A 25,780-nucleotide genomic window follows, 5' to 3' on the forward strand; every position below is an offset into this window, starting at 1 on the left:
ACAGAGCAGTCAAGCCCGCCAGAGCCGATGGTATTGCCGTAACAGGTGGGAGAGTAGGTCGGTGCCTTTTTTTACACGGAAGCCCTTGCTGGAAACAGTCAAGGGCTTCTTTCGTTTGGAGACTTTTGCCGGAACCGGAACCGGCAGCGACAGAAGCAACAACGCTAGTAAAGACATCGGTAACTGTAACGATAGCCTTAACAGCAAGACCGTGGCAGCAATAGCTGTAGCGGCAAGAGTAACTGTAACCGTAACAGCTGCAGCGCCCCGCCCGGGGTTTACTTTTCTCTCGTTCTTCTACCGACGGCCAACCGGCCTGGATGGGAAGTTCCCCACAGTCACTTTATTCCTGCAACATCATTATTGGACAAAGGTATAGCTGGTTTGGCGGCAAGTATACATACACGACTTTAATAAGTATTATCATTGCTTGAGAAAGCCACCGATTGAGCATAAGGCATATAGCCATACAGCCCGGTCCCCGAAGTAGATTGAATCCAAAGGATATTCTTGTAAGAAGCCCCAAATTTGCCTATCAAATACTTTTCACACGGGTAAAGCACAGTTTTGCCCTAGATGGAAGTGACAGCCATCACTTTTGTTTTCAAAATAAATGGAAGAGATTGTTTTTGTTTCTCCTTTCTTTGTTTAAATAACTTAGAATCAGTTACTAAATTGCGGATATCCAATCCTTTTGACCTAGAGCAATAAGGTGACGTAGATCACTTCTGTACGCATTGTCTATCATTAGATTGTCATAAAATGCTGCTTACTTTTGATTCAGAATCAACAATTTAAGTAATGCAGTTAGAGCAATTTAATTACGACAATAGAATTGTCAGAAATTTCGGAATCGCTACCATTATTTGGGGGATAGTTGGTATGACCATAGGATTGCTTGTGGCAACGCAGCTTGTCTGGCCTCAGATGAACTTTGGATTGCAATACACAACATTTGGCCGTGTACGCCCAGTACACACTAATGCGGTGATATTTGCTTTCGTGGGTAATGGTATTTTCATGGGGGTCTATTACTCCTTGCAACGTGTACTTAAAGCGAGAATGTTTAGTGATGCTTTAAGTAAGCTCCACTTTTGGGGTTGGCAGTTAATTATTGTCGCCTCGGCTATCACTCTTCCGCTAGGACTTACCTCAAGTCATGAGTATGCTGAAATGGAATGGCCAATTGATATCGCAATTACCCTAATCTGGGTGGTATTTGGGATCAATATGTTTGGTACAATTATCAAAAGGCGTGAACGTCATATGTACGTCGCAGTTTGGTTCTATATTGCCACATTTGTTACAGTGGCAGTGCTACATATCGTCAACTCCATTCAACTGCCTGTAGCAGGCTGGAAAAGCTACTATGTTTATAAAGGTGTGCAAGATGCACTCGTGCAATGGTGGTATGGCCATAATGCTGTTGCGTTTTTCCTAACTACCCCTTACCTGGGAATGATGTATTACTTCCTGCCTAAAATGGCTAATCGTCCGGTTTACTCCTATAAATTAAGCATTCTGCACTTTTGGTCATTGATCTTTATCTATATCTGGGCCGGACCGCACCATTTGTTATATACGGCATTACCAAGCTGGGTTCAGTCCCTAGGTGTAGTATTTTCAATTATGCTGATTGCACCTAGTTGGGGCGGTATGATAAACGGTCTGTTGACACTGCGCGGTGCCTGGGATAAAGTACGGACCGAACCGATGTTAAAATTTATGGTCGTTGCACTGACCTGTTATGGTATGGCAACGTTTGAAGGTCCAATGCTGTCGTTAAAGCAGGTAAATGCAATTGCTCACTTTACAGATTGGATCGTTGCGCACGTACACGTGGGTGCATTGGGCTGGAATGGTTTTATGACGTTCGGTATCCTCTACTGGCTAATACCACGTATTTATAAAACAGAACTTTATTCGAAGAAATTAGCCTCAACTCACTTTTGGATCGGTACTCTTGGAATTTTGTTTTACGCTATTCCGATGTATTGGGCTGCAGTTGTACAAGGGCTGATGTGGAAAGAGTTTACACCCGAAGGCGTTTTGAAATACCCAAACTTCTTAGCAACAACATTGGAAATTCTACCGATGCATATGATGAGAGCTTTAGGTGGGGCACTTTATTTATCAGGTGTCTTCCTGATGACCTTCAACCTAATTAAGACCATGAAGCAAGGCAAGCTGATGGCTAATGAGCCAGCGGAGGCACCGGCTTTACTACCTGTTCAGGTCAATGAACAGTCTCAACACCGTCGTCTTGAGCGTAAACCGATATTGTTCATGGTGCTGGCACTTATCGCGATTCTGATCGGTGGTATGGTGGAGATGATTCCAACATTCACCATTTCCAAAAACGTACCGACAATCGCAAGTGTGCAGCCTTATACAGCATTGGAACTGCAGGGACGCGATCTGTATGTAAGAGAGGGCTGTGTCAACTGCCATACGCAGGCAATCCGTCCATTTAGGTCAGAGACTGCCCGTTATGGTGAATACAGTAAGGCTGGCGAATATGTCTACGATACACCGTTCTTATGGGGATCCAAACGTACCGGACCTGATTTGCACCGGATTGGTTCAAAATATCCTAATAAGTGGCATTTTGATCACCTTTTGGATCCGACAATAACTTCTCCCGGAAGTATTATGCCCTCTTATCCTTGGCTAATAGACCAGCAATTGGACAACACTATTTTGAAAGATAAAATGGAAGCCCTCCGCAAATTGGGAATTCCTTATACGGATGCGGCGATAGCAAATGCGGAACAGGATCTGCACAAACAGGCTCAGAAAATTGCCGACGATCTGAAACAGAATCAAGTCAATATACTAGCTGACCGTGAGATTATAGCCGTAATTGCTTATTTGCAACGATTGGGAACGGATATAAAAGCAGCTCCGAAAGTGGCTACGGAAGTTAACGTAAATCAATAATACTATGTTTAAACAGATCACAAATTTGAACGGAAGTGAGCTTTACCTTATTGTATCACTTTGGATATTCCTGATTTTCTTTATTTCGGTCGCAATCATGTTGTTTCGCATGAAAAAGGACTATGTAAACTATATGAAGGAACTGCCTTTGGAAGAGGAACCTGACAAGGAAATGAATCATTCACCTGAAAGTATATAGTATATGAGTTTATTATTAGATACCGCACCTACCACAATAGAAGCTGTTCAGTCTACCTGGGGTTTTGGTACGGATAATTTATACACAGATATCTTAATTATCGTATTGATTGTCGTGATGTTGGCTCTTTTGGCCTCGGCATTGATGGTTAATCGCGCAATGAAATCTATTATTAAGATTACGATGCCAGAATTGGTCAAGGAGGAAGAACGCAAGAAATTGGCCAATAAGGGATGGTTGAAGCGGTCTTGGAACAAGATCATGGGAATAAGGCCTATTTCAGAAGAAAAGGACATCGTTATCGATCACGAATATGATGGTATCCGCGAACTGGACAATCCTATCCCAATCTGGTTTAACTTTTTGTTCTATGGGACAATCTTCTTTGGACTGGTTTACTTATTCATCTATCAGGTTTCTGGTATCGGTATGAACCAGGATCAGGAGTATGCACATGAAATGGTTATAGCAGAAAAAGAAAGACAAGCGTATTTAGCTGCTTCCGCTAGCAATGTTGATGAAAATACAATTGAATTTGAGCCAGATATGGCTGTGGAGGGGAAAGCTATTTTCGCAGCAAACTGTGTAGCCTGTCATGGAGGAAACGGAGAAGGTGGTATCGGGCCTAACTTAACGGATAAATTTTGGTTACATGGCGGTGAGATTAAAAATATCTTCAAAACCATCAAGTATGGTGTTCCGGATAAAGGAATGGTACCCTGGGAACAGACTTTGAGTCCAGCGCAGATCGCACAGGTGGCGAGTTACATTGTTACCCTCAGAGATACACATCCTGCTAATCCAAAAGAACCGCAGGGGGAGGAGGTTACTTATGGAAATGCTGAGGATGCCGCAAAGCCAAATGATGGCGCAGGGATGGAAAAAAAGGCTGAATAGAAAATCAAGATTGAAGTATGAGTACAGTAGCAGTTAACAATGCCAATAATGGCGGATCTAAATCAAAAAAGAGACAGTGGATCTATGCCAAAAAACCGCAGGGAGCACTTTATAAAAAAAGGCAGTGGGTTGGTTATACACTGCTACTGTTCTTATTTGTAGCGCCTTTCATCAAGGTAAAGGGTGAACCGTTTCTAATGTTCAATATTATTGAACGGAAATTTTCGATCTTAGGAAACCTCTTTTACCCCCAGGACCTCTATATATTCGTCTTCGGCATGTTGATCATTATGGTATGTGTGGTATTATTTACCGTAGTATTTGGACGTGTCTGGTGTGGATGGACATGTCCACAGACGATTTTTCTCGAATTGATCTTCAGGCGGATTGAATATTGGATTGAAGGGGATTGGCAGCAACAGAAGAAAAGTGATGAAGGCCCGAACACGGATCAGAAACAGATGAAGAAGCTATTGAAGCATAGCATATTTCTGATTATTTCCTTTTTTATATCGAACATCTTTTTGGCTTACATTATCGGTTCAGATGCGTTGATTAAAATAATTACCGATCCATTGGATCAGCATATTGTCGGCTTAATTTCCATCATCTTATTTACCCTGGTATTTTATGCGGTATTTGCCTACATCCGGGAAATTGTATGCATTGCAATTTGTCCTTATGGAAGGTTGCAAGGCGTCCTGCTGGATGATCAAAGTATTACAGTAGCGTACGATCATCGGCGGGGTGAGCCCAGAGGAAAGCAGCAAAAGGGTGCTTCCACTTCACAGGGGGACTGTGTAGACTGTAAACTCTGCGTACACGTTTGTCCAACAGGAATTGATATCCGCAAAGGCTTACAATTGGAATGTGTGAGCTGCACCGCATGTATTGATGCCTGTGATGCTGTCATGAAAAAAATCGGAAAGCCCAAAAAGCTGATCGGTTTTTACCCCATGGGGGAGATTGAAGGTACACTCAAGAAGAAAAGCAACGTACGGGCGGTGGCATATTCCATTGTCTTGGTGCTGCTGATGTCGGTATTTGGTTTTTTGCTGTTCAATCGTTCTCAAGTTGATGGTCGGTTGTTAAGGGCAAAAGGAAGTACCTACCAGCTCCGGGAGGATAAGACAATCAGTAACCTTTACGCCTTGGAGTTAATGAACAAGTCGGGTAAGGAAATGCCTTTTCGACTGGTATGTGAGGATCCGAGACTCAAAATCCAACTGGTCAATCCCATCCAAAAGCTTAATAAAGATGGACATGCTACCTTAAGTTTCTTTTTGATTATCGCGAATAAGGATGTCAAGACATACAAAAGTAATATCAAATTATCTATCTATTCAGGAGATAAAAAAGTTGAGAGCCTAAAAACGACTTTCATCGCTCCTCCTGGAATGAATTAACAAATAAAACAATGAATTGGGGTACAAAAATTTTTTTGAGCTTAGCGGTATTTATGCTGTGCATCGTTGCTGCTGGATTTTACATGGTTACCCATGATACAGACAGCTTAGAAGAGGATGATTATTATGAGCAGGGGCTGAATTACGACAAAGCTTATGAGAAGAAACAAAATGTGCTGAATATGAAAGAATCGCCAACTGTGGAAATCAGAAAAGATACACTGTATATACATTTCGTCTCCAAAATAAACAAAGGGAAGCTATTGTTCCGTAAGCCTTCGGATAATAAGCTGGATAGGGAGTTACCATTTCAGACAACGGCTAATCTGTTTGTATTGCCCATCTCTACATTCGACAAAGGAATGTGGAATTTGTATGTGGATTGGAAAAGCGAAGGCAGGGAGTTTTTATTTGAGGAACATATTCTATTTTAAACAGGAAAAATGAGCTATACTTACTTTGCATTTTTTATGGGGCTATTTGGAAGTATCCACTGTGCGGTCATGTGTGGTCCCTTAATTTTTGCAATTGAGGGTAGCCAAGGGTTTGGTTGGTCTGCTTTTCTAAATAAAGTACTGTATCAATTGGGCCGGATTTTGACCTATGCAAGTTTAGGTTTTCTTTTGGGAACGATAGGAACTTTTGCCCAGATTCAGGGCTGGCAGCGTGCTTTGAGCTGGATCACGGGGATTGTACTGCTGCTGATCGCAGTGTTCCAGCTTGTGGGGAAAAACAATCGTACCATTGCCCATTTACAAACCCGCTCGGTGCAGCCGGTTGTCAGGTTGTTGTCCAAATGGTTGTATAGACCAGGAGGCAGTTTTGTCGCGGGCATATTGAATGGCTTGCTACCCTGTGGTATGGTGTATATGGCTTTAATGTCAGCAATGAACGCCGATAGTGCACAGCAGAGTTTCCTATTCATGCTCTGTTTTGGATTGGGGACAGTACCACTTTTATTTCTGTTTTCCTTTTTGGGAAACTTCTCCAGATCTTTCAAAATTGGTTTTTCGAAATGGATGCCTTTTCTATATTTTCTGCTCGGAATTTGGTTCATACTTCGGGGGGCAAACTTAAATATTCCTTATTTAAGCCCGCTGATTCATATTGAGGGTGCGATAAACTGTGCCTGAAAACAAACAATTTGTCAGGGCTAAGTATTATATTTGGTATTAAACTTAGCGCATCAATGGAGGTACTTCATCATATTTTACAAATTGCTTTACAATATTACTGGATTCCTTTACTTGTCTTATATATTGGTGTAATCGGCACCATCTTGATTGAAAACCGTAATCCAACCAAGACGATTGCCTGGATTATGGTGATTGTTTTCCTACCTGTAATCGGTCTGCTCAGCTACTATTTCTTTGGGCAGAAATTTAAGAAGGTCAAACGGATGAAAAGGATGTATCGCGAACAGTCAAAAAAGTTGCTCGATGCATGGCGAAAAGAATCGGAGATTATGGAGGAACATATTGATACCCTGAACGAACGTATAGGGAGTTTGGCCATGGTCTATCGATACCTTAAAAATCAGAAAATATCCACATTCTCGCTGAACAATGATGTCACTTTGTTTATTAACGGCGAAGAAAAGTTTCCGGTATTAATTCAAAAATTGAAAGCGGCAAAACATTCGATTCATATGGAGTACTATATCTGGGAAATGGATGAGATCGGATGTGAAATATTGGATATTTTGGAAGAGCGGGCAAAATCTGGAGTGAAGGTACGTTTGATTTTAGATAGTTTTGGCGCACCTGATGTGATTAAATATTTGCATAAACATAAACCTGATTTTCTGTTTGAAGCATTTCTCCCGGTTACCTTTACTTCATTGGCTAATAGCAACTACCGAAATCACCGTAAAATTGCAGTGATTGACGGAAAAGTTGGTTTTGTGGGCGGGATCAATATCTCGGATCGTTATATCAACAATGGGAAAAACGATATTTATTGGCGGGATACAGCGATGATGATCATTGGAGCTGCCGTCAATACCTTACAAATTCAGTTTTGGAACAGCTGGAACCAGACGGATGGTGAATCATTTGAGTTAGGGAAAGGTTATTTAAATCGATTTCCTGTGAGCGATGAAGACGCAAGTGGTGTTGGTTTTACAGCGAGTGACCCGGGTTCTCCTGCTCCTTTTAACATGGAAGCAATTATAGCCGGGATCAACGAGGCAAAGGAGTATGTTCAATTGTGTACGCCGTATTTTATTCCGAGTGATCAACTGACGACAGCGCTGATGCTGGCCGTTTCTTCTGGGGTGCGCGTTGATCTGATGTTACCTGCACAATCTGATTCCTTTTTTGTACAACATGCTTCGTTTTCTTTTATTAAACCATTACTCGAAAGAGGTGTAAATGTATATCTTTATAAAAAGGGATTTCTCCATGCCAAAACGATCTGTATTGATGGCAAGCTAGCCTATATCGGTACGACCAATCTGGATATCAGAAGTTTTTACATCAATTTTGAGATATCGGGAATAGTTTCCGATAAAGCGCTTTGTGAACGCATGAATAATCAATTTCTCGCTGATATTGAAGTTTCGGATTTAATTACAATGCGTAAATGGATGCAGCGAAGTCGATGGAAACGAGGAGTAGATTCCATTTGTCGTTTGCTTGCACCTTTATTATAGCTGGCTCCTGAATGCGAGTACAAATGCTATAATAAATGTTAAAAATGCCCCAGTAGGATTGGTCTTTGCTTAAAATTGAATATATTTAGCTATTCTTTTTTTAATTCTAAGACTTTCAATGAAGCACATCAAACTATTGACTTTATCGATAGGGATTTTAGGAATCGGGTCAACCTATGCACAGACTGCACCTACATTACCTATTAATACGATCGTAGAACGGGTTCAAAAATATTTTCAGGGTTACCCAACAGAAAAAGTACACCTTCACTTTGACAAACCCTATTATGCAGTAGGAGATACGTTATGGTTTTCTTCGTATTTATCGCGTAATCTTCCAGAATACGAACCCAGCAAAATTGCCTATGTGGAGGTTTTGAATAGCCGTGACTCGCTGATCCAAACATTTAGAATCCCATTGGATAAAGGTGTTGGAAGTGGACAGATGGTCCTCGATCCGCAATTCATGACACAGGATAATTATCGTTTCAGGGCTTATACAAAATGGATGTCAAACTTTGATGCATCCTATTTTTTTAACAAAATAGTTCCAATAGGAGATGTGATCAATAAAAAATTGATTACAAATATTGAATTTCAGAATAATCTCAATGGGAATAAGAGCCAGGCCGTCATACAATTCAGGGATCGGGCCGGCAAACCGATGATTAATTCAAAGATCAATTGGGAGTTTGTCGCCGGATGGGAAACAGTAGACAAAGGGAAAGGCGAAACAGATGCGATGGGTAAGGTGACAATCAACTTATCGGCAAAGGAAAGGGCTGATTTGGAGAAGGGGCAATTAAAAGTTAGTATTCAGGAAAACAAAAATGAAAAACCTTTGTCCAGTTCCTTCCTGCTTAAAAATGCCCTTTGGGATGCTGACGTACAGTTTTTTCCTGAGGGCGGAGATTTAATCGCCGGATTTGCCAAGAAAGTCGCGTTTAAAGCTGTTGGATCTGATGGTAGGGGTTTGAAAGTGAAAGGCACAATTCTCGATTCAAAGGGTAAATCCGTCGCAGAATTTGAGGATCTGGGATTAGGTATGGGCTATTTCTCTTTATTGCCCCTGGCTGGAGAGAATTATCAGGCAGTCATAAAATTTAATAATGGACAGGAACGCAAGTATAAGCTTCCAGCTGTTGTTAACGACAAAGCAAACGTTGTATTTGTTAAGCAGGATGAAAAGAATATAGAATTTGCTGTAGTGACCAGCGAAGAGAGTTTTTCTAAAAATCCAGCACAATCTTACTATGTATTGGTTCAGTCCAATGGACATCTTTGTTTTGGCGCTCAGGTAAACTTAAAATCTTCATCTGCTTTGGTCAGTATCCCAAAAGAGCGTCTGCCAAACGGTATTGCCCAGGTTACTTTATTGACACCGGATGGCAAACCGGTGAGTGAACGCCTGGCATTTGTTCAAAGTGAGAAATTGCTCAATATTCAGGTTACAAGCGATAAGCAAAGTTATAAGGCGAAAGATCAGGTCAATCTGAAACTTTCAGTTGATAATAATGGACAGAAATATCCCGGTAGTTATTCCGTTTCTGTGATCGACGAATCTAAGGTTCCCTATAATGATCAGGCCGATCTCTCCATTGTAAGCAACTTTTTGCTGACTTCGGACCTGAAAGGAAATGTCGAAAATCCAAATACTTATTTTGATGAAAAAAATCCGGATAGAGAAAAGGCGTTGGATGCATTATTGATGACACAGGGATACCGCCGTTTTGATTATCCTGCTTTAATAGCTGAAAAGTTGCCTCAGGTTAGTTTTCTTCCAGAACAAGGGATAGAATTGTCGGGAATTTTACGCATGAACACTGGCCGTCCATATCCGAATGGGGGATTGTTGTTGTCGGTACCTTCCCGGAATATCAAAAAAGATGTATATACCGACCAGAACGGTCGTTTCACATTCAAAGATCTTGTTTTTCCAGACTCATCGAAAGTGACGGTAAATGCAAGGTCGAATGACAATTACCGTAGTCTGGTGATCAATATGGATCAGAGTTATTACCCTGAAATCGATAAAAATAACGGTTATAAAAGCTATTTTGTTCCGAATATAGACCAAGCATTCGCTCCCTATCTGGATAATAGTCGTAAAGAATACAGAAAATCTATTTTATTGGATGAGGTAGAGGTGACGGCTGTACAGAAAAAGGTAATTACAAATAAGGATTTCCCTGCAATTTCGGGTTTATCTATGCCCGAACATCGTATTGAACCGGAGCGCTTGACAGGCTGTAATGTATTGACGATGTGTCTGCAAACTGTGCTGACGGGTATTACTTATGATCCACAAACCTTGAAGTATTACGTTTCGCGTGATTACAATGCAGGTGGACGCACTCCGGTTCAGTTTTTCCTAAACGGCATGGCCATTGATGAACCCGGCTTAAATAGTATCAATGTTGCGGATATCGAGGGAATAGAAATCTTTTTACGTGACGAGCTCGGAACAGTGTCAAGGATGTACCAAAACAACGGTGTTGTATCGATCTACACGAAGAAAGTTGAGGCCAAGAAACCTCGAATGGCGATGAGTGAAATCGAGAAACTGTTGCCAAAATCCAATGTCATTGATATGTTCCCATTGGGGTATATTAAAGAGCGTAAATTTTATTTACCAAAGTATGATACACCTGAAAGAAAATCTGCCAACGACCTGCGGACAACGATTTATTGGAATCCGAAGGTTGTGGTAACTGAGACAGGAGAAGCAGCAATTCAGTTTTACAATGCCGATGGAAATGGTAATTATAAAGTGATTGTGGAGGGAATGGACCAAACCGGAAATATAGGCCGTAAGGTGTTGAATTACCGCGTACAACCTTAAATGAAACAAACAAAAATGTAAAATAGAAATGCTGCCCATTCCGAAAGGGCAGCATTTTTTTTAATAAAAAAAACACCTCCTTGATGGGCAAGGAGGTGCAAACTAACCAATTATAAACCTAAATTATGAAAAGTATTTTGTCGCTTTTGAAAGCGTTTATCTTCTTATTTGTAAAGTATAATTCAAATCTTATGCCAAATTGATACATCGTCTATTTGGCAGTTCTCTTTAACAAAAAATAACAACGGCGAGATTGTTGACCGATCATCAATCGTGCAGGTAATGGTGCTCTTACGGTTGCTCTGTGAAAGGCATGAACTGACTGCAATTGTCGATCGATTTCTGATTGGCGTTTAGATGCCCGGTTGATCTAAATGATAATAACATTGTCTACAACGGGGCTCATAGGCATCTTTTTCACCGAGAAGTACTGTCTGGGTATCTTCCGTCAAACGATAAGAATAATTTGCTGGAGCTCCGCATTGCATGCAAACCGCATGGACTTTGGTGACATGTTCAGCTACGGCCATTAAATTGGGAATAGGGCCAAAGGGTTGTCCCTTATAATCCATGTCCAATCCTGCAATAACGACACGAATACCATTGTTTGCCAATTTGACACATACTTCTGTCAATCCGCCATCAAAAAATTGCGCTTCATCTATTCCAACCACTTGGGTAGCTGAGCTCAATAATAGTATTGCGGAGGAATTTTCGACCGGCGTAGAGGGAATACTATTGCTATCGTGAGAAACGACCAATTTATCATCATATCGCTTATCTACGGAAGGCTTGAATATCTCAACATTTAGACGAGCATACTGAGCCCGTTTAAGTCTGCGTATTAATTCTTCGGTCTTGCCTGAGAACATTGACCCACAGATCACTTCAATACTTCCATATCGAGCCGGTCTCAATGTCAGATTATGTTCGGAAAAAAGCATTTGATTAAATTATTTTTTTCGGATAGTCGGCGAATAAGGTATTATTTGTCAATTGACTTCCGATTATATTCTGTTTTTGACAGCGCTAATATCGAAATTAAATATTAAATTTGAGTAGCAAAAAAGTGAGCGTAAATTCAAATATTTATAAATCAAAGGGTTGAGTTTTCCACTTTTAGGGCAATAAATAAAGAGGTATTATAAACGATTAATAGGCGATTTCAAATAGAACTATGAGTACTAAAGCGGAAATTTTTAATAAGATAGGTGATTTATTACAGGATTTGAATGCACAATATTTGGTTTTGTCGGAAAAAAGCGGTAGTGCTGAAATAGCTGAGCTTGTGAGATTAGAAGCTAAAGCTCAGTCTGTTGCGGCTTATATCACTTTACTCAAAACAGATGCCGTGTTAGAAGACAAGCAAACACAAAATACCTTGAGAGATTCGGTGATTGACAGCAAAAAAATAGCCTTTAACGACTATTTTACTCCTCCTTCTTCTTTGCGGACATCCAGTCCAATTATTATCGAACGGGAGCCCCTGGAGAAAGAGGTTGCGCGTAATGATGAGCCCATAAAAGATGAGCCTGTACAGGCAGAAGAAGAGCATATTGCTGCAGCAAATGTCGAAAGCGAAGAACGCGATAATTTGCCAACAACGCCCTATTCGTCAACATCAGTGAGCGAAAGTAAGCCTGTAACACATGAAAATGCTGTAGAACATATAAAAGAAAATCATTACAAAATTGATGATCCCAAAATAGATCTTATCGACGAGCCGCCGGTTGTCGTTACAGCGGTTGTCGAAGAACCGAAAGAGATCATTATTGAGGAGGCTCAGCAAAGCTTCATCCAGGAAGAAATCAATACGGTGGTGGAGGAGACTCCATCCAGGCCATTGACCTTAAATGAGATTATTTCACAACAAAAACAGGCCGGGGTACAGAATCGGGTATATCAGGTCAATCAATCCGGAAGTTCAGATAAGTTGACAGATATTAAAACCGGGATAAGCCTGAATGATAAACTTTTATTTATCAAAGATTTGTTTAATGGCTATAGTTTAGCTTATAGTGAAGCTGTAGAGTTATTGAACAGATTCAGTACTTATGCAGAAGCTGACGCATTCTTGCAGACCAACTACGCAGTTAAGAACCGTTGGGCGGATAAACCTCATACGGTTGAAAAATTATATGAGGTATTACGCAGAAGATATAATTAGTGTTAACGTTCACACCACAAAAAAAGCATCTTTAATTGATTAAAGATGCTTTTTTGTAACGCGATAGCCCCTAGGCCTATTATATCGTTTTATTTCAATTGAAATTGTAACCATTCTTTGCCTTCGTGCCCATAAACAAAATATTTTGGCTGCAGGATCTCTGCTAAAGACTCCAATTCCGTTAGGTATTCGTAGCCCGGAATTCGGGCAAAATCAGGCTTTGTCATAATAAATAGCTGATCAAGTTGGATCGCCTTTGATTGCGCAATTTCAGAATCATTTAATAAAAGTGGAATACGAGTAAATACACTTTCATCACTGTCAATGATAATGATCTTATCAGCTTCCTGAGCAATTGTGGTAGGAATCCCACCTGCGATTTTTATGGATTCTTGTAGATACGCGGACTGATTGATCTGCTGTGGGTCAATTCGATCTAAAACCAATACTTTAGGTCTGTCGCTAGCCGTTATAAATTTGAGTTTATGGATGAGGATACTGGTCTCATCTTCTACTTTTTCGATGAGCTCGGCTACATTTTCCTTGATATTTAATTCTTCCCCAAGCGTATTGATATAGGCAACCACATCTTCGATACTAACGATTTCTGATTGTTTTGCCATTAATTTAGCATATGTTTCCTCTGGGACAGTGGTGTTATTTAGATTCAGCTGTTCCAAAAAATGGGCAACTAATTTTTCTTGATTGCTTTGCATGCTGCAAAAATACAAAAAGGGTGGCATTAGCGAAAGTAAATTAGCAATAGTAGGTATTGGAGGTTTTTTGTAAATTGGCATTAAATAAATGTGATAGATATGTTTGACAAATTATTTCAAGCGCAGCAAAAAGCAGAGGAAATCAAAAAGAGATTAGATACCATTTCGGTATCCGGTGAGGCTGAGGGCGGTTTGATCCGTGTGGTGGCGACAGCCAATAAGGAGATTAAGGAGATTACGATCGATCCTGTTTTTTTGTCCAATGCCGATAAAGAAGAATTAGAGGAGTTGCTAGTTGTTGCTTTGAATAAAGCAATAACCCAAGCGGAGAGTATCAGTCAAGCTGAAATGCAAGCCGCGAGCAAAGATATGTTAGGAGGTTTAGGCGGATTATTTAATCAATAAAAATAGGCTTATGAAAGCAACTTATTACGGCCAATCTTGTGTTGAGTTTGATTTTGATGGAACGAAGGTTTTGTTGGATCCATTCGTAACATATAATCCGTTGGCAAAAGAAATTGACGTAAATGCAATTAAACCGGATTACATCTTTTTGAGCCATGGGCATCAAGATCATGTCGCCGACATGGCTACCATTCAAAAGAATAGTAATGCCACAGTATTGGCCATTGTTGAAACAGCGGCATGGGTAAGGAGACAAGGGGTACCTGAAGATAAAGTTGTTGAGTTCAATCTCGGTGGTACGGTACAGCTGCCTTTTGGTTCTGTAAAGATGGTTTACGCCGCACATACCAATAGTACACCTGACGGTCAATATGGTGGATTCCCCGTTGGATTTGTCTTTAACGTAAAGGGTAAGAAGATCTATTTCGCTGGAGATACAGCGTTGACAATGGAGATGAAGTTGCTGGCTGATCTAAAATTGGATTGGGCTTTTCTTCCTATCGGTGGATACTATACAATGGATGTGGATGATGCGCTCAGGGCGGCGGAATTCATCAATTGCGCCCGTGTGGTCGGAATTCACTATGATTCATTCCCACCGATTCAGATCGACAAACAAAAGGCGCTGGACAAATTCCAGAACGAAGATATTTCATTGTCACTTCCAAAAGTAGGAGAGACAATAACGTTGTAATAAATCAAAGCCGGGCTAGCCCGGCTTTTGATCACTATAATTCTGTCAAGATTTATTTTTTACTACGCTTTTTTGTCTATGATGATATAACGATTTTCTTTAAATCCTCCAGGCTGAAAAGAGGGGTGTCGATGATCTTATTTTTAAGGATTTGCTCCTTATTTTCCTCAAAGTAAAAGAGCTTCCACTCACCATTTTTGTATTCCAAACTACTTAGATTCTCGATCCAATCGCCAGAGTTCATGTAAGTGCATGTGCCCTTGCGGGTAATGACCTCCTTAATTTGAGGTTGATGAATGTGGCCACAGACAACAAAATCATAATTTTTCTCAATAGCCAATTCCGTTGCAGTATGTTCGAAATCCGATATATATTTAACGGCCTTTTTAACAGAGTTTTTTATTTTTTTTGAGAGTGAGTATTTCTCTTTTCCCATCTTATCCAAGCAATAATTAATCACATTGTTAAGCTGTATCAACTTATCGTAACCCCAACCGCCGAGCTTCGCCAGCCATTTTGAATGATGTATGGATGCGTCGAAAACATCACCATGAAAAATCCATACCTTTTGATTATTAAGTGAAAGAAGCAGTTTGTTGCTCAGTTTGATATTCCCTAACTTAAGATCAGTGAACTTGCGCAACATTTCATCGTGATTTCCCGTAATATAATGGACTTCAGTACCTGTTGAGCTCATATCGATAATCTTCTTGATAACCTTCAAATGATCTTGTGGAAAATAGCTTTTTTTAAATTGCCAGATATCTACAATATCGCCGTTGAGGATCAATATCTTGGGTGCGACGGATTCCAGGTAAAGTAAAAGCTCTTTGGCTCTACTTCCGTATGTACCTAAGTGTATGTCTGAGAGTACAAGTATATCAAGGCTTCTTTTCATCGGAATAAACTATAAATATTCTTTTTACAAAAAAAAGGTAATTTTATTTTGTACTGATGAAATTCCTGTTATTAAATTATTAAAATATACTGTAAAATGGTATAAATAAGTTTATTAGAATTTAATATTGGTTAGTCTAATACATATAAAGAAGGACCTTTTTCAACGATCGAAAAAAAGATTTATTGTTGGTATATAAAAAAAGGCGCATCATAAGATGCACCTTTTTCTTAGTATGTTAAAGATTATTTTACTTTTCTATTTAGCAGTTGCTGCCGCTCTGTCGATGTGGAACTGTACCAAGTCATCAATAGGAGAACGTAAAATCTTACCTACTTTCATTCCATATTGTTCCGCTTTTTCAGCCAACACATTTCTGAAATTGTAACCTACAGAACCAATACAATTGAAGGTATAACTTTGGTAATTAGGGTATTTGCTGACTAAATTTCTGAAGAAAGCTTCAAATGCCTCATCGACAATATTACGTGTGTATTCGATGTTTACATTATTGTCATATACGAATTTACTGAAACTTGCACAGAAACGATTTGGCATGGGTTTGGTGTAAACCGCATCCATGATTTCATCTTTCGTCATTTTATAGGTGTTCCAAAACACTTCCTTTACATCTTTAGGCATTAAATTACGTACATAGTCTGCAAGTAATTTTTTACCGATGTAACTACCCGATCCTTCATCGCCTAAAATGTAAGCTCCGGAGTCAATATTTAATGTGATTTCTTTACCATCATAGAGACAAGAATTTGTTCCAGTACCCAAAATTGCTGCAAAGCCAGCTTCGGATCCTAGCAATGCCCTTGCTGCGGCAAGCAGATCGTGGCCTACTTCTACTTTCGCCGTAGTAAATACCTGTTTGAGTGCATCCACTACAATCTGAGCTTTTTCCTTATTATGGACCCCTGCACCATAATAATTTACTTCCGCAATTTTTTCAAAAGGTAAATCCTGCGGTAATCCTTTTTTTAGGGAGTTTACAATGTATTCACTGTCAACAAAATAAGGGTTGTATCCTTCTGTGTTGAAGTAGATCTTTTTATTTGAATCGTCTAACAAACACCAGTTTGTTTTTGTTGATCCCCCGTCAGCAATGATTATCATTATTGAGTAGTTTTAATTGTGTTTATCGTTATAAAATGAGCAATCAATTCATTAATCAATTCCCCGAAAATACATTTTTTAATTTTAAATATCATAATTTATCCACGTATTTTTGAAAAAATAAATTTTATGATTTTGCTGATGATATAAAAAAACTGGCTTAACAATGTCGTTAAGCCAGTTTTTAGCTGTTGTAATAAAATTGTTTAAATAGTGTACTATTTACAATTAGTTGATGTCTTTAGTGTGCTCCTTCAGCCTCGATTTCATCAATATTGATTCCTTGTTTGGTTAAGATTCCTTTCACAAACACAGCAAAGAAAACTATATAACAGAATCCGATTAACGGTAGAATGTAGGAGTTATGTATTCCAATGATATCCGCTAATTTTCCCTGGATAGGAGGCAGGATACCACCGCCAAGAATCATCATGACCAGGAATGCTGAACCCTGAGCGGTATATTTTCCAAGACCAACGATTGATAAACTGAAAATGGATGACCACATGATTGAACAGGCTAAACCTCCTGATAAGAATGCGTAAATCGCAATTGTACCAGACGAGAAAAGTCCGATTAGCATGGCAATAATCCCAAATAAACCGAAAATAATCAATGTACGTGCTGGTTTTTCCTTACTTAGATAGAAGGCGACAATCTGTAAAATAATACAGATCACATAGTAATACAGATGCGACATTTCGAAGCCAGCAAGTGTATTCACGCCAATAATGATAGAAAAAGCAATTAAAGGGACAATGACCAACAGCCCATTTTTAGTCGACTTGCTCAGGTTGAATGCTGTAATCGCACCAGCCCATCGGCCGATCATCATACTTCCCCAGTACATGGACACGTATGGAGTGATCTGGGACGACTGCAAGTGCCCAAATTCTTTTAGCGTAAGCAATTCACCTAGGTTACTACCAATAGCAACTTCGATACCTACATAAATAAATAATGCAAGCATTCCCAAAGCTAGTTGCGGATATTTCATTGCACCCCAGCCTTCCGGATTCTTTTTAGCGCTTCTGTTGGAGAAAAGTAAACCGCCGATGACGACGATTAATGCACCTGCCAACCATAGCATACGTTGTGTTTCCAATGGTTTGGCAACTTCTTTAATATGTGCTTTTAATTGATCAATCTGCACTTGATCGGTCAGGCTCGATACCTGCTGGTGTAATTGTTCAATATGCAGTGCAAGGTCGCTTTTGTAACTTAGGAATACCGGTGTGAACATACCAAATAGCAAAACCGTCATGATGATCAAGGTACGTAATGCCTTATTTGCTTTTTCCATTGGCTCATTGCTGATTCCAGCTGGAACTTTTTTGCTGAAGTTGAACAGGGCCGCTGCCAAAAGAAACAATAAACCTACACCTACATATAGATAGACTACTTTATTCAATGGTAAATTGGCGATTTCAGAATCTGAGATGGGCTCAAATGTTCCAAATAGAGAGAAACCAATAACCAATGGGCCAATTGTTGTTCCGAATGAGTTGATACCGCCACCAAGGTTAACACGGGAAGCTCCAGTCTTAGGATCACCTAATAAAACGGCGAAGGGATTAGCTGCTGTTTGCTGTAAGGAGAATCCCAGAGCAACTACAAATAGACCTAGCAACATGCCAATATATAAGTTTACCTCGACCGCGACAATCATCGCTGCAGCACCTAACGCGGAAAAGAGTAGACCATAAACGATACTTTTTTTGTATCCCCATTTTCCGACCAGGTCTTTACCGCCAATTGAACTAAAGATAAATAGGAGCAATGCACCGATGTAGTATGCCGTATAAAAGGCAAAGTCAATAAGCTGCGACTGAAATTGATCCAGGTGAAAATAATTCTTGCAGAAAGGGATAAATACGCTATTTCCCGCCGCAATGAATCCCCAAAAGAAAAACACAATAATCAGTGTGTAGAGTGCGGGGTAATTGGTTTTAGTTTGTTGCTGTTCCATATAAGGGATCTAAAAACTTAAATTTTGAAAGGTACGAACTTATGAAAAAAAATATAAAATTCAATCTAAAAATGTTGTTAAATCGTTTTACTAGCTACAATAGTAAATATTTTTTTTGAAATATTTTGAAATAACAAAATTTGTTTTTTTCTTTGTCTAGGTTCTCAAGATTTAATCCACTTCGGGTTTAAAAGAAATCATTAAGTTCTTCATTCACTTAAACAAGGAAACAAGCTTAGGTGTGTAATCAGAATAAAGCTCAAAAGAAAATCCAAAAATCATACACAACACATTAATGGATATTAACGAATTAAACGCTAAACTCGTATCAGAATTGCGCGAGATTGCTAAGTTGATCGGTATCGCGGATGCTGATAAATTGCGTAAGCAAGAATTAATAGAAAGAATTAGCAATACCGGTGGGGAAGAAGAAGCAGCTCCGGCTTCTGTAGAAAAAGTTGCTAAAGTGGAGGAGGATAGTCAGGAACAGGGTGAACGTACCCGTAAACGCGTAAGAACAGTGAAGACGGCTGAGCCTGTGACGGTAAGAAAACGTGAAGCTGTTGAAAGTGAAGAAAGCAGTCCTGCGGTAGAAAATACGCCAACAACAGATAAAGGTTCCCAACCTGAAAAAACATCTCAAACTCCTAAAGCTGAAACTACTTCTTCCAGTACAGATTTCGACAATGTTATCGTTAATGAGGGTGTGTTAGAAATTATGCCAGATGGTTATGGTTTCTTGCGTTCATCAGACTATAACTATTTGACCTCTCCAGATGATATTTATGTATCACAATCTCAGATCAAATTATTTGGTTTGAAAACAGGAGATACTGTTCGTGGCTGTATCCGCCCACCAAAAGAAGGTGAAAAATATTTTCCATTGGTCAGAGTAGAGGCCATTAATGGACAGAATCCAGCAGAGGTACGCGACCGTGTGCCTTTTGACTACCTGACACCATTATTTCCCGATGAGCGCTTAAATTTAGATATGGGAATGGGTAACTACTCCACTCGTATCATGGATTTGTTTACACCAATCGGTAAAGGACAACGTGGATTGATCGTTGCACAGCCAAAAACGGGTAAAACAAATTTATTGAAGGAAGTTGCTAACGCTATTGCGAAGAATCACCCAGAAGTATATCTTATCATCTTATTGATTGATGAGCGTCCTGAGGAGGTTACAGATATGGCCAGAAGTGTACGTGCAGAAGTTGTTTCATCTACTTTTGATGAACCTGCTGATCGTCATGTAAAAATCGCCAATATCGTACTGGAGAAAGCGAAGCGTATGGTCGAGTGTGGTCATGATGTGGTTATCCTATTGGATTCGATCACGCGTTTGGCGCGTGCTTATAATACCGTTGCTCCGGCTTCTGGTAAAATCTTATCGGGTGGTGTGGATGCCAACGCTCTGCATAAACCAAAACGTTTCTTCGGTGCGGCTAGAAATATCGAAAACGGAGGTTCATTAACTATCCTTGCAACAGCCCTGACAGATACCGGTTCGAAAATGGATGAGGTGATCTTTGAAGAATTTAAAGGAACTGGTAATATGGAATTGCAATTGGATCGTAAATTGGCGAACAAACGTATCTTCCCTGCTATTGATATTACTGCGTCTAGTACACGGCGCGATGATCTATTGACAGATAAAGAAACATTGCAACGTATTTGGGTGCTTCGCAATCACTTATCAGATATGAATTCTACAGAAGCAATGGAATTCTTGCAAGGACAAATGCGTGGTACTAAATCAAATGAAGAATTTTTGATCAGTATGAATGGGTAATCCCATCAAATTTTAATATTTTAGCCATCATTTTACTAAAATGATGGCTTTTTTGTGTTCGATAAGTTGGGTATAACTCAACTTCGAAATATTCATATTGATGCGATATTAAGCTGCAAACTTAAACATTGGAGCCAGGTTAAAAATTGCAATACGTATATAAATAGATTATTGATGAAAAAACATATTCCAAATCTGCTGACCTGCCTAAATCTTTTTAGTGGTTGTATTGCTGTATTGATGGCGTTGAATGGCGACATAAAAGCCGTTACGATATGTGTACTAGCTTCTGGAATATTTGATTTTTTTGATGGTATGGTCGCAAGGCTTCTTCATGTAAAATCATCTATCGGTAAGGAATTGGATTCACTTGCGGATATGGTCAGTTTTGGATTTTTACCAGGTGTCATTATGTTTACGTTATTGCAAAAGGCATTTCCTGGTGGTTCCTTGCTGCCTTATATCGGGTTTATTGTTACCGTGTTTTCGGCCTTACGTTTGGCTAAATTTAATTTGGACGAACGACAAACCTCAGATTTTATCGGACTCAATACGCCGATGAATACCTTTTATGTGCTTTCATTGCCCTATATCGCTGACAAGTATCCCGAACTTATTTTAAATCCAATTTTTTTGGTTTGTAGCGCATTCTTGACCAGTTATCTGTTAATTAGCGAGATTCGGCTTTTTTCGATGAAATTCAGTTCAATGGACTGGGCGACAAATAAATATCGCTTTATCTTTCTGTTTTTAACGCTAATCTTATTTGTGATTGGACAATTTATGGCTTTGCCAGTGATTCTACTGTTGTATTTTATCCTGTCAGCATTGCATTTTAATAAAAAAACGATCTGATTTAGATCGTTTTTTCGTATTGCTCGAGTTCAAATAATAATTCCTTCATTTCGATGTTCAGCACCTGAAAAGTTGCCCTGAGTCCCTCTAACGATTCCTGATTTTTGGCATTCATTTCCAATTCTTCGAATTTGGCCTTTAAATGAAATGCTCCAATATAGTCCATCGTAGGTTTGATGTGATGGGCAGCATCTGCAATTTTTTGATGATCTCCAACATTTAGTGCATTTTGCAAATTATCTAAGTCAACCGGGGTCTGTATAAGATACATTGATACAAACTGTTTGATCAAGTCTGTATTGTCAAACATATTTTGGCTGATCAGGTCAATGTCGATATGATTCATCGTCGCTAATTTTCTTTACGGGTAATTCGTCCTTGCAATTATACAATAAAGATACGTTATTTTTTTTGTAAACAGGATGTATGTATGTTGGGGCTATCTCTGCTAAGGGTTCCAGGGTAAAGCGTCTTTCTGAAATATAAGGATGTGGTATAATCAAATTCGGCTCGTTGATAATTTCGTCGTTGAAATAAAGTAGATCAATGTCTATGGCTCTTTCTCCCCATTTCTTTAGCCGTATCCTTCCAAGATCCGACTCGATCTGTTGGGTAAGATGCAAACACTCAGGTGCAGATAAAGGCGAGCTTATTAGGATAACCTGGTTAAGAAATGCTGGTTGGTCTTCAACTCCCCAAGCTGCCGTTTCATAAATTGAGGATTCCTGCAAGATGATTCCGATTTGTTGTTCAAGGTTTTTCCTTGCTCTAGCGAGTTGTTGCAGCCGGTCTCCTAAATTGGTCCCCAATAATATAAAAATCTTATTCATATTGCTAAATTACGTCTTTATGAAATAAAATACTGGAGGAATAAAAAATATTGCATTACCTTTAGTGTAAAATAAATCATTCCATTTGCAAGGCTGTATGGATTGGAATTAATTGTAAAATATGAAATCATTTTTTAAGTATGTATTGGCTACGATCACGGGGATTGTGATATCTTTTGTGATTCTGTTTATTGTTTTTATGGGGATTATCGGAGCGCTTATCAGTTCGGCTTCCTCTGATCAGGAGGTGGTTGTCAAAAGCAATTCGGTGTTATTCCTCTCCTTTGACTATGACATCAATGAAAGGAATGACAATAATCCTTTTGGGAGCTTAAATCTTCCCGGTTATTCTACGAAGAGCATCGGATTGGATGATATTTTGGGGAGAATAAGGTATGCAGCCACTGACGGCAATATTAAGGGAATTTATATGGATGCGGGCAGCATCGGTACCGGTTTTGCAAGTCTGAAAGCCGTACGGGACGAACTGTTGGCATTTAAAAAAACAGGGAAATTTGTCGTTGCCTACAATGCGGGATACAATCAAAAAGCATATTATGTAGCGAGTATTGCCGATAAAGTGTATGTCAATCCGCAGGGAACCATTGATTTTAGGGGACTTGCGAGTTCAACCATGTTTTACAAGGATCTATTGGATAAAGTTGGGGTCGAAATGCAGATTGTGAAGGTGGGAACGTTTAAAAGTGCTGTGGAACCTTATTTCCTAAATAAAATGAGTGATCCAAACCGCTTGCAAGTAACTTCTTATCTGGGTAGTATATATGATACTTTCATTAAAGAAATATCCATGAGCCGGAATATTCCTGCGGATTCTTTGCGTGGTATAGCCAATGGTTATTTGGTGCGTAATGCGGATGATGCGGTGCGGTATAAACTTGCCGATGCGAAGATATATAAGGATGAATTGCTTTCTGATCTCAGAAAAAGATTGAAAATAGGCGATAAGGAAGAAATATCCTTTGTCTCCCTATTGGATTATAATAAGAAGGTAAAAGAAGATGTGAGTGGATCTGAAGTAGCGGTTCTTTATGCTGTTGGCGAGATCGTGGATGGTGAGGGTACGCGCCCAGGAGAGATCGGAGGCGATAAGTTTTCAAGAGAACTCAGAAAGTTGCGCGAAGACGATGCTGTAAAGGCAGTCGTGCTGCGGGTGAATTCTCCGGGTGGCTCGGCTCTCGCGTCAGATGTGATCTGGCGTGAGGTGATTTTGACTAAGAAAGTTAAACCTGTTGTCGTTTCGATGGGAGATGTTGCGGCTTCGGGAGGTTATTATATTGCAGCTGCCGCAGACTCTATATTTGCGGAACCAACGACAATTACGGGATCAATCGGTGTATTTGGTGTAATACCGAATTTTCAGAATCTCATGAACAATAAAATCGGCGTTCACTATGATGGTGTGAAAACTGGGAGATTTGCGGATCTGATGACGACTTTTGATCGTCCTTTGACAGCAGAAGAAAGAGATATAATCCAGCGCGAGGTTGATAAAGTATACGCTACATTTACAAAAGTTGTGTCCGAGGGTAGAAAGATGCCGGTGGCGAATGTTGATAGCATTGGTCAAGGCCGTGTCTGGACAGGTATACAGGGCGTAAGCAATAAACTGGTGGATCGTTTGGGTAATCTTGATGCCGCTATTCAGGCTGCGGCTAAAAAAGCAAACCTAACTAAGTATAAAGTTACCCAATATCCTGCCAAGGAGGATCCGTTCACCTCGATATTGAACAATTCGAAAGAAAAAGTTCAGGCTTGGGTGGCGAAAGAACAAATGGGTGAATACTATCGTTATTTCGATGTAATGAGGCAGGCAACAGCACAAAGTGGGGTGCAGGCCAGGTTACCTTATGCTGTTGAAATCCATTAATGATAATTTAATCCGATAAAAAGGCATTTATTTGATGAAAATAAATGCCTTTTTTCTATATTTAGCTGTTCGTTTGGCAAACGACAGATCCTAAAACATTAAAGTTACATAATGAAAACAGTAGACGATTTAAATTTTGCAGGTAAAAAAGCCTTGGTTCGCGTAGATTTCAACGTTCCTTTGGATGAGAATTTCAATATTACGGATGATAATCGTATTCAGGGAGCTGCTCCGACAATAAAGAAAATTTTGAATGACGGCGGAAGTGTGATATTGATGTCCCATTTAGGAAGACCAAAAGATGGTCCTACTGATAAGTATTCATTAAAACATATTGTTTCTCACCTTTCTGAGGTATTAGGTGCGGAAGTTCAATTTGCCAATGATTGTATTGGAAATGAGGCTGTGGGGAAAGCTGCGGCATTGCAGGCTGGCCAAGTGTTATTACTTGAGAACCTACGTTTTTATAAAGAGGAGGAAAAAGGGGATGTGGGATTTGCTGAAAAGCTTTCGAAATTAGGCGATGTTTATGTGAATGATGCTTTTGGTACTGCCCATAGGGCACATGCATCAACGGCGATCATCGCGCAGTTTTTCCCAACAGCTAAATATAGCGGTTATTTAATGGCTGCTGAGGTGGGAAACGCAGAGAAAGTATTGAATAACCCCGTCAGACCGTTTACAGCGATTATGGGTGGAGCAAAAGTTTCTGATAAAATTCAGTTGATCGAAGCTTTATTGGATAAAGTAGATAACTTGTTAATCGGTGGAGGGATGGCCTACACTTTCATTAAAGCAAGAGGCGGCGAAATTGGTCAGTCATTGGTTGAGATGGATAAACTGGACCTGGCAAATGAATTGGTAAAAAAAGCGAAGGAAAAAGGTGTCAATTTGGTTATTCCTACAGATGCCCAAATCGCCGATGCATTTTCCAACGATGCCAATGTATATGACGGTCCAAATGATCAGATACCTGCAGATCTTCAAGGCTTGGATATCGGAAAGGAGTCTGCTGCGAATTTTGCAGCTATTATCAAGGATTCAAAAACAGTTCTTTGGAATGGCCCTATGGGAGTTTTTGAGTTTGATACCTTTGCAAAAGGTACGAAAGCTGTTGCTGATGCTGTGGTTGAGGCGACCAAAAATGGTGCATTTTCCTTAATAGGGGGTGGGGATTCAGCTGCTGCGGTAAGTAAATTTGGTATGACCGAAGATGTAAGTTACGTGAGTACAGGTGGTGGCGCGCTATTGGAATATATGGAAGGTAAGGTTCTTCCTGGTGTAAAAGCACTTGAAGACTAATTATTTAAAATAACATAGGAAGGGGATAACGTTGAGTTATCCCTTTTTTTTTGCAGGTATTTTTTATTGGTTTGCATAATTTCATCAAAAGTTCACGGAGCACAGTTTATTGATTAGTCGGAACTTTTGTCAGCTTTCATTGCTAGGGTAGCCTGTGAGCAAATGAGGGGGATAGGTTTCTTATAAATGCATTGGAAATCAT

General features: G+C 39.7%; 23 protein-coding genes. 16 read left to right on the forward strand and 7 right to left on the reverse strand.

Going from position 1 to position 25,780, the window contains the following annotated elements; translation table 11 throughout:
• The 9 genes from ABDW32_RS00005 to ABDW32_RS00045 form a co-directional block, all read left to right on the forward strand.
• A partial coding sequence (locus ABDW32_RS00005; protein ID WP_343558485.1) for a hypothetical protein occupies positions 1-379 on the forward strand: 379 nt, incomplete at its 5' end.
• A 422-nt stretch (positions 380-801) separates the two neighbouring features.
• Entirely contained in the window at positions 802-2,940 is a 2,139-nt protein-coding gene (ccoN, locus tag ABDW32_RS00010) for a cytochrome-c oxidase, cbb3-type subunit I (protein ID WP_343558486.1), read from the forward strand.
• Between the two features lie 4 nt (positions 2,941-2,944).
• The gene (locus ABDW32_RS00015; protein ID WP_343558487.1) at positions 2,945-3,139 is read left to right on the forward strand and encodes a hypothetical protein; all 195 of its coding nucleotides are present in this window, start codon (positions 2,945-2,947) and stop codon (positions 3,137-3,139) included.
• 3 nt (positions 3,140-3,142) lie between these two features.
• Complete coding sequence (locus tag ABDW32_RS00020) at positions 3,143-4,036, forward strand: cbb3-type cytochrome c oxidase N-terminal domain-containing protein (RefSeq protein ID WP_343558488.1); 894 nt, start codon at positions 3,143-3,145, stop codon at positions 4,034-4,036.
• Positions 4,037-4,053: 17 nt separating this feature from the next.
• Positions 4,054-5,442, forward strand: coding sequence for a cytochrome c oxidase accessory protein CcoG (ccoG, locus tag ABDW32_RS00025; protein WP_343558489.1), 1,389 nt, complete (start codon positions 4,054-4,056; stop codon positions 5,440-5,442).
• A gap of 11 nt (positions 5,443-5,453) precedes the next feature.
• Complete coding sequence (locus ABDW32_RS00030) at positions 5,454-5,876, forward strand: FixH family protein (protein WP_343558490.1); 423 nt, start codon at positions 5,454-5,456, stop codon at positions 5,874-5,876.
• Between the two features lie 9 nt (positions 5,877-5,885).
• Entirely contained in the window at positions 5,886-6,575 is a 690-nt protein-coding gene (locus ABDW32_RS00035) for a sulfite exporter TauE/SafE family protein (protein WP_343558491.1), read from the forward strand.
• A 56-nt stretch (positions 6,576-6,631) separates the two neighbouring features.
• Entirely contained in the window at positions 6,632-8,095 is a 1,464-nt protein-coding gene (cls, locus tag ABDW32_RS00040; protein ID WP_343558492.1) for a cardiolipin synthase, read from the forward strand.
• Positions 8,096-8,213: 118 nt separating this feature from the next.
• Positions 8,214-10,937 (forward strand): carboxypeptidase regulatory-like domain-containing protein, encoded by a 2,724-nt coding sequence (locus ABDW32_RS00045; RefSeq protein WP_343558493.1) that lies wholly within the window; start codon positions 8,214-8,216, stop codon positions 10,935-10,937.
• Between the two features lie 353 nt (positions 10,938-11,290).
• Here ABDW32_RS00045 and ABDW32_RS00050 read toward each other — a convergent pair whose 3' ends face one another.
• The gene (locus ABDW32_RS00050) at positions 11,291-11,881 is read right to left on the reverse strand and encodes a thymidine kinase (protein WP_343558494.1); all 591 of its coding nucleotides are present in this window, start codon (positions 11,879-11,881) and stop codon (positions 11,291-11,293) included.
• A gap of 233 nt (positions 11,882-12,114) precedes the next feature.
• On the opposite strand from ABDW32_RS00050, the gene ABDW32_RS00055 reads away from it, so the two are divergent.
• Positions 12,115-13,104, forward strand: coding sequence for a hypothetical protein (locus tag ABDW32_RS00055; protein WP_343558495.1), 990 nt, complete (start codon positions 12,115-12,117; stop codon positions 13,102-13,104).
• An 89-nt stretch (positions 13,105-13,193) separates the two neighbouring features.
• On the opposite strand, the gene ABDW32_RS00060 is transcribed toward ABDW32_RS00055, so the two are convergent.
• On the reverse strand, positions 13,194-13,820 hold the full coding sequence (locus ABDW32_RS00060) for a hypothetical protein (protein ID WP_343558496.1): 627 nt from the start codon (positions 13,818-13,820) through the stop codon (positions 13,194-13,196).
• A gap of 99 nt (positions 13,821-13,919) precedes the next feature.
• Here ABDW32_RS00060 and ABDW32_RS00065 point away from each other — a divergent pair, with 99 nt between their 5' ends.
• Positions 13,920-14,225 (forward strand): YbaB/EbfC family nucleoid-associated protein, encoded by a 306-nt coding sequence (locus tag ABDW32_RS00065; protein WP_343558497.1) that lies wholly within the window; start codon positions 13,920-13,922, stop codon positions 14,223-14,225.
• A gap of 10 nt (positions 14,226-14,235) precedes the next feature.
• Entirely contained in the window at positions 14,236-14,919 is a 684-nt protein-coding gene (locus ABDW32_RS00070; RefSeq protein ID WP_343558498.1) for a metal-dependent hydrolase, read from the forward strand.
• A 76-nt stretch (positions 14,920-14,995) separates the two neighbouring features.
• Here the strand turns inward: ABDW32_RS00070 and ABDW32_RS00075 are convergent, their stop codons facing one another.
• The 3 genes from ABDW32_RS00075 to ABDW32_RS00085 all read right to left on the reverse strand — a co-directional run bounded on the left by ABDW32_RS00075 (position 14,996) and on the right by ABDW32_RS00085 (position 18,908).
• Positions 14,996-15,817, reverse strand: a complete 822-nt coding sequence (locus tag ABDW32_RS00075; RefSeq protein ID WP_343558499.1) for a UDP-2,3-diacylglucosamine diphosphatase — start codon at positions 15,815-15,817, stop codon at positions 14,996-14,998.
• Positions 15,818-16,075: 258 nt separating this feature from the next.
• Positions 16,076-16,939: an N-acetylglucosamine kinase gene (locus tag ABDW32_RS00080; RefSeq protein WP_343558500.1), complete on the reverse strand. Its 864-nt coding sequence runs from the start codon at positions 16,937-16,939 to the stop codon at positions 16,076-16,078.
• Between the two features lie 241 nt (positions 16,940-17,180).
• On the reverse strand, positions 17,181-18,908 hold the full coding sequence (locus ABDW32_RS00085) for an MFS transporter (RefSeq protein WP_343558501.1): 1,728 nt from the start codon (positions 18,906-18,908) through the stop codon (positions 17,181-17,183).
• Between the two features lie 295 nt (positions 18,909-19,203).
• Between ABDW32_RS00085 and rho the strand changes: the two genes are divergently transcribed.
• Both rho and pssA read left to right on the forward strand, forming a co-directional pair.
• Complete coding sequence (rho, locus tag ABDW32_RS00090) at positions 19,204-20,703, forward strand: transcription termination factor Rho (protein ID WP_343558502.1); 1,500 nt, start codon at positions 19,204-19,206, stop codon at positions 20,701-20,703.
• A gap of 174 nt (positions 20,704-20,877) precedes the next feature.
• On the forward strand, positions 20,878-21,558 hold the full coding sequence (gene pssA, locus ABDW32_RS00095) for a CDP-diacylglycerol--serine O-phosphatidyltransferase (RefSeq protein WP_343558503.1): 681 nt from the start codon (positions 20,878-20,880) through the stop codon (positions 21,556-21,558).
• Between the two features lies 1 nt (position 21,559).
• On the opposite strand, the gene ABDW32_RS00100 is transcribed toward pssA, so the two are convergent.
• Together ABDW32_RS00100 and folK are read right to left on the reverse strand one after the other, a co-directional pair.
• Positions 21,560-21,904: an Hpt domain-containing protein gene (locus ABDW32_RS00100; RefSeq protein ID WP_343558504.1), complete on the reverse strand. Its 345-nt coding sequence runs from the start codon at positions 21,902-21,904 to the stop codon at positions 21,560-21,562.
• Entirely contained in the window at positions 21,885-22,388 is a 504-nt protein-coding gene (gene folK, locus ABDW32_RS00105; protein ID WP_343558505.1) for a 2-amino-4-hydroxy-6-hydroxymethyldihydropteridine diphosphokinase, read from the reverse strand. Before folK ends, ABDW32_RS00100 begins: the two co-directional genes overlap by 20 nt.
• 121 nt (positions 22,389-22,509) lie before the next feature.
• Between folK and sppA the strand changes: the two genes are divergently transcribed.
• Both sppA and ABDW32_RS00115 read left to right on the forward strand, forming a co-directional pair.
• Positions 22,510-24,276, forward strand: coding sequence for a signal peptide peptidase SppA (gene sppA / locus ABDW32_RS00110; RefSeq protein WP_343558506.1), 1,767 nt, complete (start codon positions 22,510-22,512; stop codon positions 24,274-24,276).
• A 111-nt stretch (positions 24,277-24,387) separates the two neighbouring features.
• On the forward strand, positions 24,388-25,578 hold the full coding sequence (locus ABDW32_RS00115; RefSeq protein WP_343558507.1) for a phosphoglycerate kinase: 1,191 nt from the start codon (positions 24,388-24,390) through the stop codon (positions 25,576-25,578).
• Positions 25,579-25,780 lie beyond the last annotated feature (202 nt).

The sequence above is a fragment of the Sphingobacterium sp. genome (assembly GCF_039596235.1).
Taxonomy (GTDB): Bacteria; Bacteroidota; Bacteroidia; order Sphingobacteriales; family Sphingobacteriaceae; genus Sphingobacterium.

Bases quoted from the DNA above. Each gene is read 5' to 3' on its own strand.
- ccoN (WP_343558486.1), top strand. From the start codon at position 802: ATGCAGTTAGAGCAATTTAATTACGACAATAGAATTGTCAGAAATTTC.
- ABDW32_RS00015 (WP_343558487.1), top strand. From the start codon at position 2,945: ATGTTTAAACAGATCACAAATTTGAACGGAAGTGAGCTTTACCTTATT.
- ABDW32_RS00020 (WP_343558488.1), top strand. From the start codon at position 3,143: ATGAGTTTATTATTAGATACCGCACCTACCACAATAGAAGCTGTTCAG.
- ccoG (WP_343558489.1), top strand. From the start codon at position 4,054: ATGAGTACAGTAGCAGTTAACAATGCCAATAATGGCGGATCTAAATCA.
- ABDW32_RS00030 (WP_343558490.1), top strand. From the start codon at position 5,454: ATGAATTGGGGTACAAAAATTTTTTTGAGCTTAGCGGTATTTATGCTG.
- ABDW32_RS00035 (WP_343558491.1), top strand. From the start codon at position 5,886: ATGAGCTATACTTACTTTGCATTTTTTATGGGGCTATTTGGAAGTATC.
- cls (WP_343558492.1), top strand. From the start codon at position 6,632: ATGGAGGTACTTCATCATATTTTACAAATTGCTTTACAATATTACTGG.
- ABDW32_RS00045 (WP_343558493.1), top strand. From the start codon at position 8,214: ATGAAGCACATCAAACTATTGACTTTATCGATAGGGATTTTAGGAATC.
- ABDW32_RS00050 (WP_343558494.1), bottom strand. From the start codon at position 11,881: ATGCTTTTTTCCGAACATAATCTGACATTGAGACCGGCTCGATATGGA.
- ABDW32_RS00055 (WP_343558495.1), top strand. From the start codon at position 12,115: ATGAGTACTAAAGCGGAAATTTTTAATAAGATAGGTGATTTATTACAG.
- ABDW32_RS00060 (WP_343558496.1), bottom strand. From the start codon at position 13,820: ATGCAAAGCAATCAAGAAAAATTAGTTGCCCATTTTTTGGAACAGCTG.
- ABDW32_RS00065 (WP_343558497.1), top strand. From the start codon at position 13,920: ATGTTTGACAAATTATTTCAAGCGCAGCAAAAAGCAGAGGAAATCAAA.
- ABDW32_RS00070 (WP_343558498.1), top strand. From the start codon at position 14,236: ATGAAAGCAACTTATTACGGCCAATCTTGTGTTGAGTTTGATTTTGAT.
- ABDW32_RS00075 (WP_343558499.1), bottom strand. From the start codon at position 15,817: ATGAAAAGAAGCCTTGATATACTTGTACTCTCAGACATACACTTAGGT.
- ABDW32_RS00080 (WP_343558500.1), bottom strand. From the start codon at position 16,939: ATGATAATCATTGCTGACGGGGGATCAACAAAAACAAACTGGTGTTTG.
- ABDW32_RS00085 (WP_343558501.1), bottom strand. From the start codon at position 18,908: ATGGAACAGCAACAAACTAAAACCAATTACCCCGCACTCTACACACTG.
- rho (WP_343558502.1), top strand. From the start codon at position 19,204: ATGGATATTAACGAATTAAACGCTAAACTCGTATCAGAATTGCGCGAG.
- pssA (WP_343558503.1), top strand. From the start codon at position 20,878: ATGAAAAAACATATTCCAAATCTGCTGACCTGCCTAAATCTTTTTAGT.
- ABDW32_RS00100 (WP_343558504.1), bottom strand. From the start codon at position 21,904: ATGAATCATATCGACATTGACCTGATCAGCCAAAATATGTTTGACAAT.
- folK (WP_343558505.1), bottom strand. From the start codon at position 22,388: ATGAATAAGATTTTTATATTATTGGGGACCAATTTAGGAGACCGGCTG.
- sppA (WP_343558506.1), top strand. From the start codon at position 22,510: ATGAAATCATTTTTTAAGTATGTATTGGCTACGATCACGGGGATTGTG.
- ABDW32_RS00115 (WP_343558507.1), top strand. From the start codon at position 24,388: ATGAAAACAGTAGACGATTTAAATTTTGCAGGTAAAAAAGCCTTGGTT.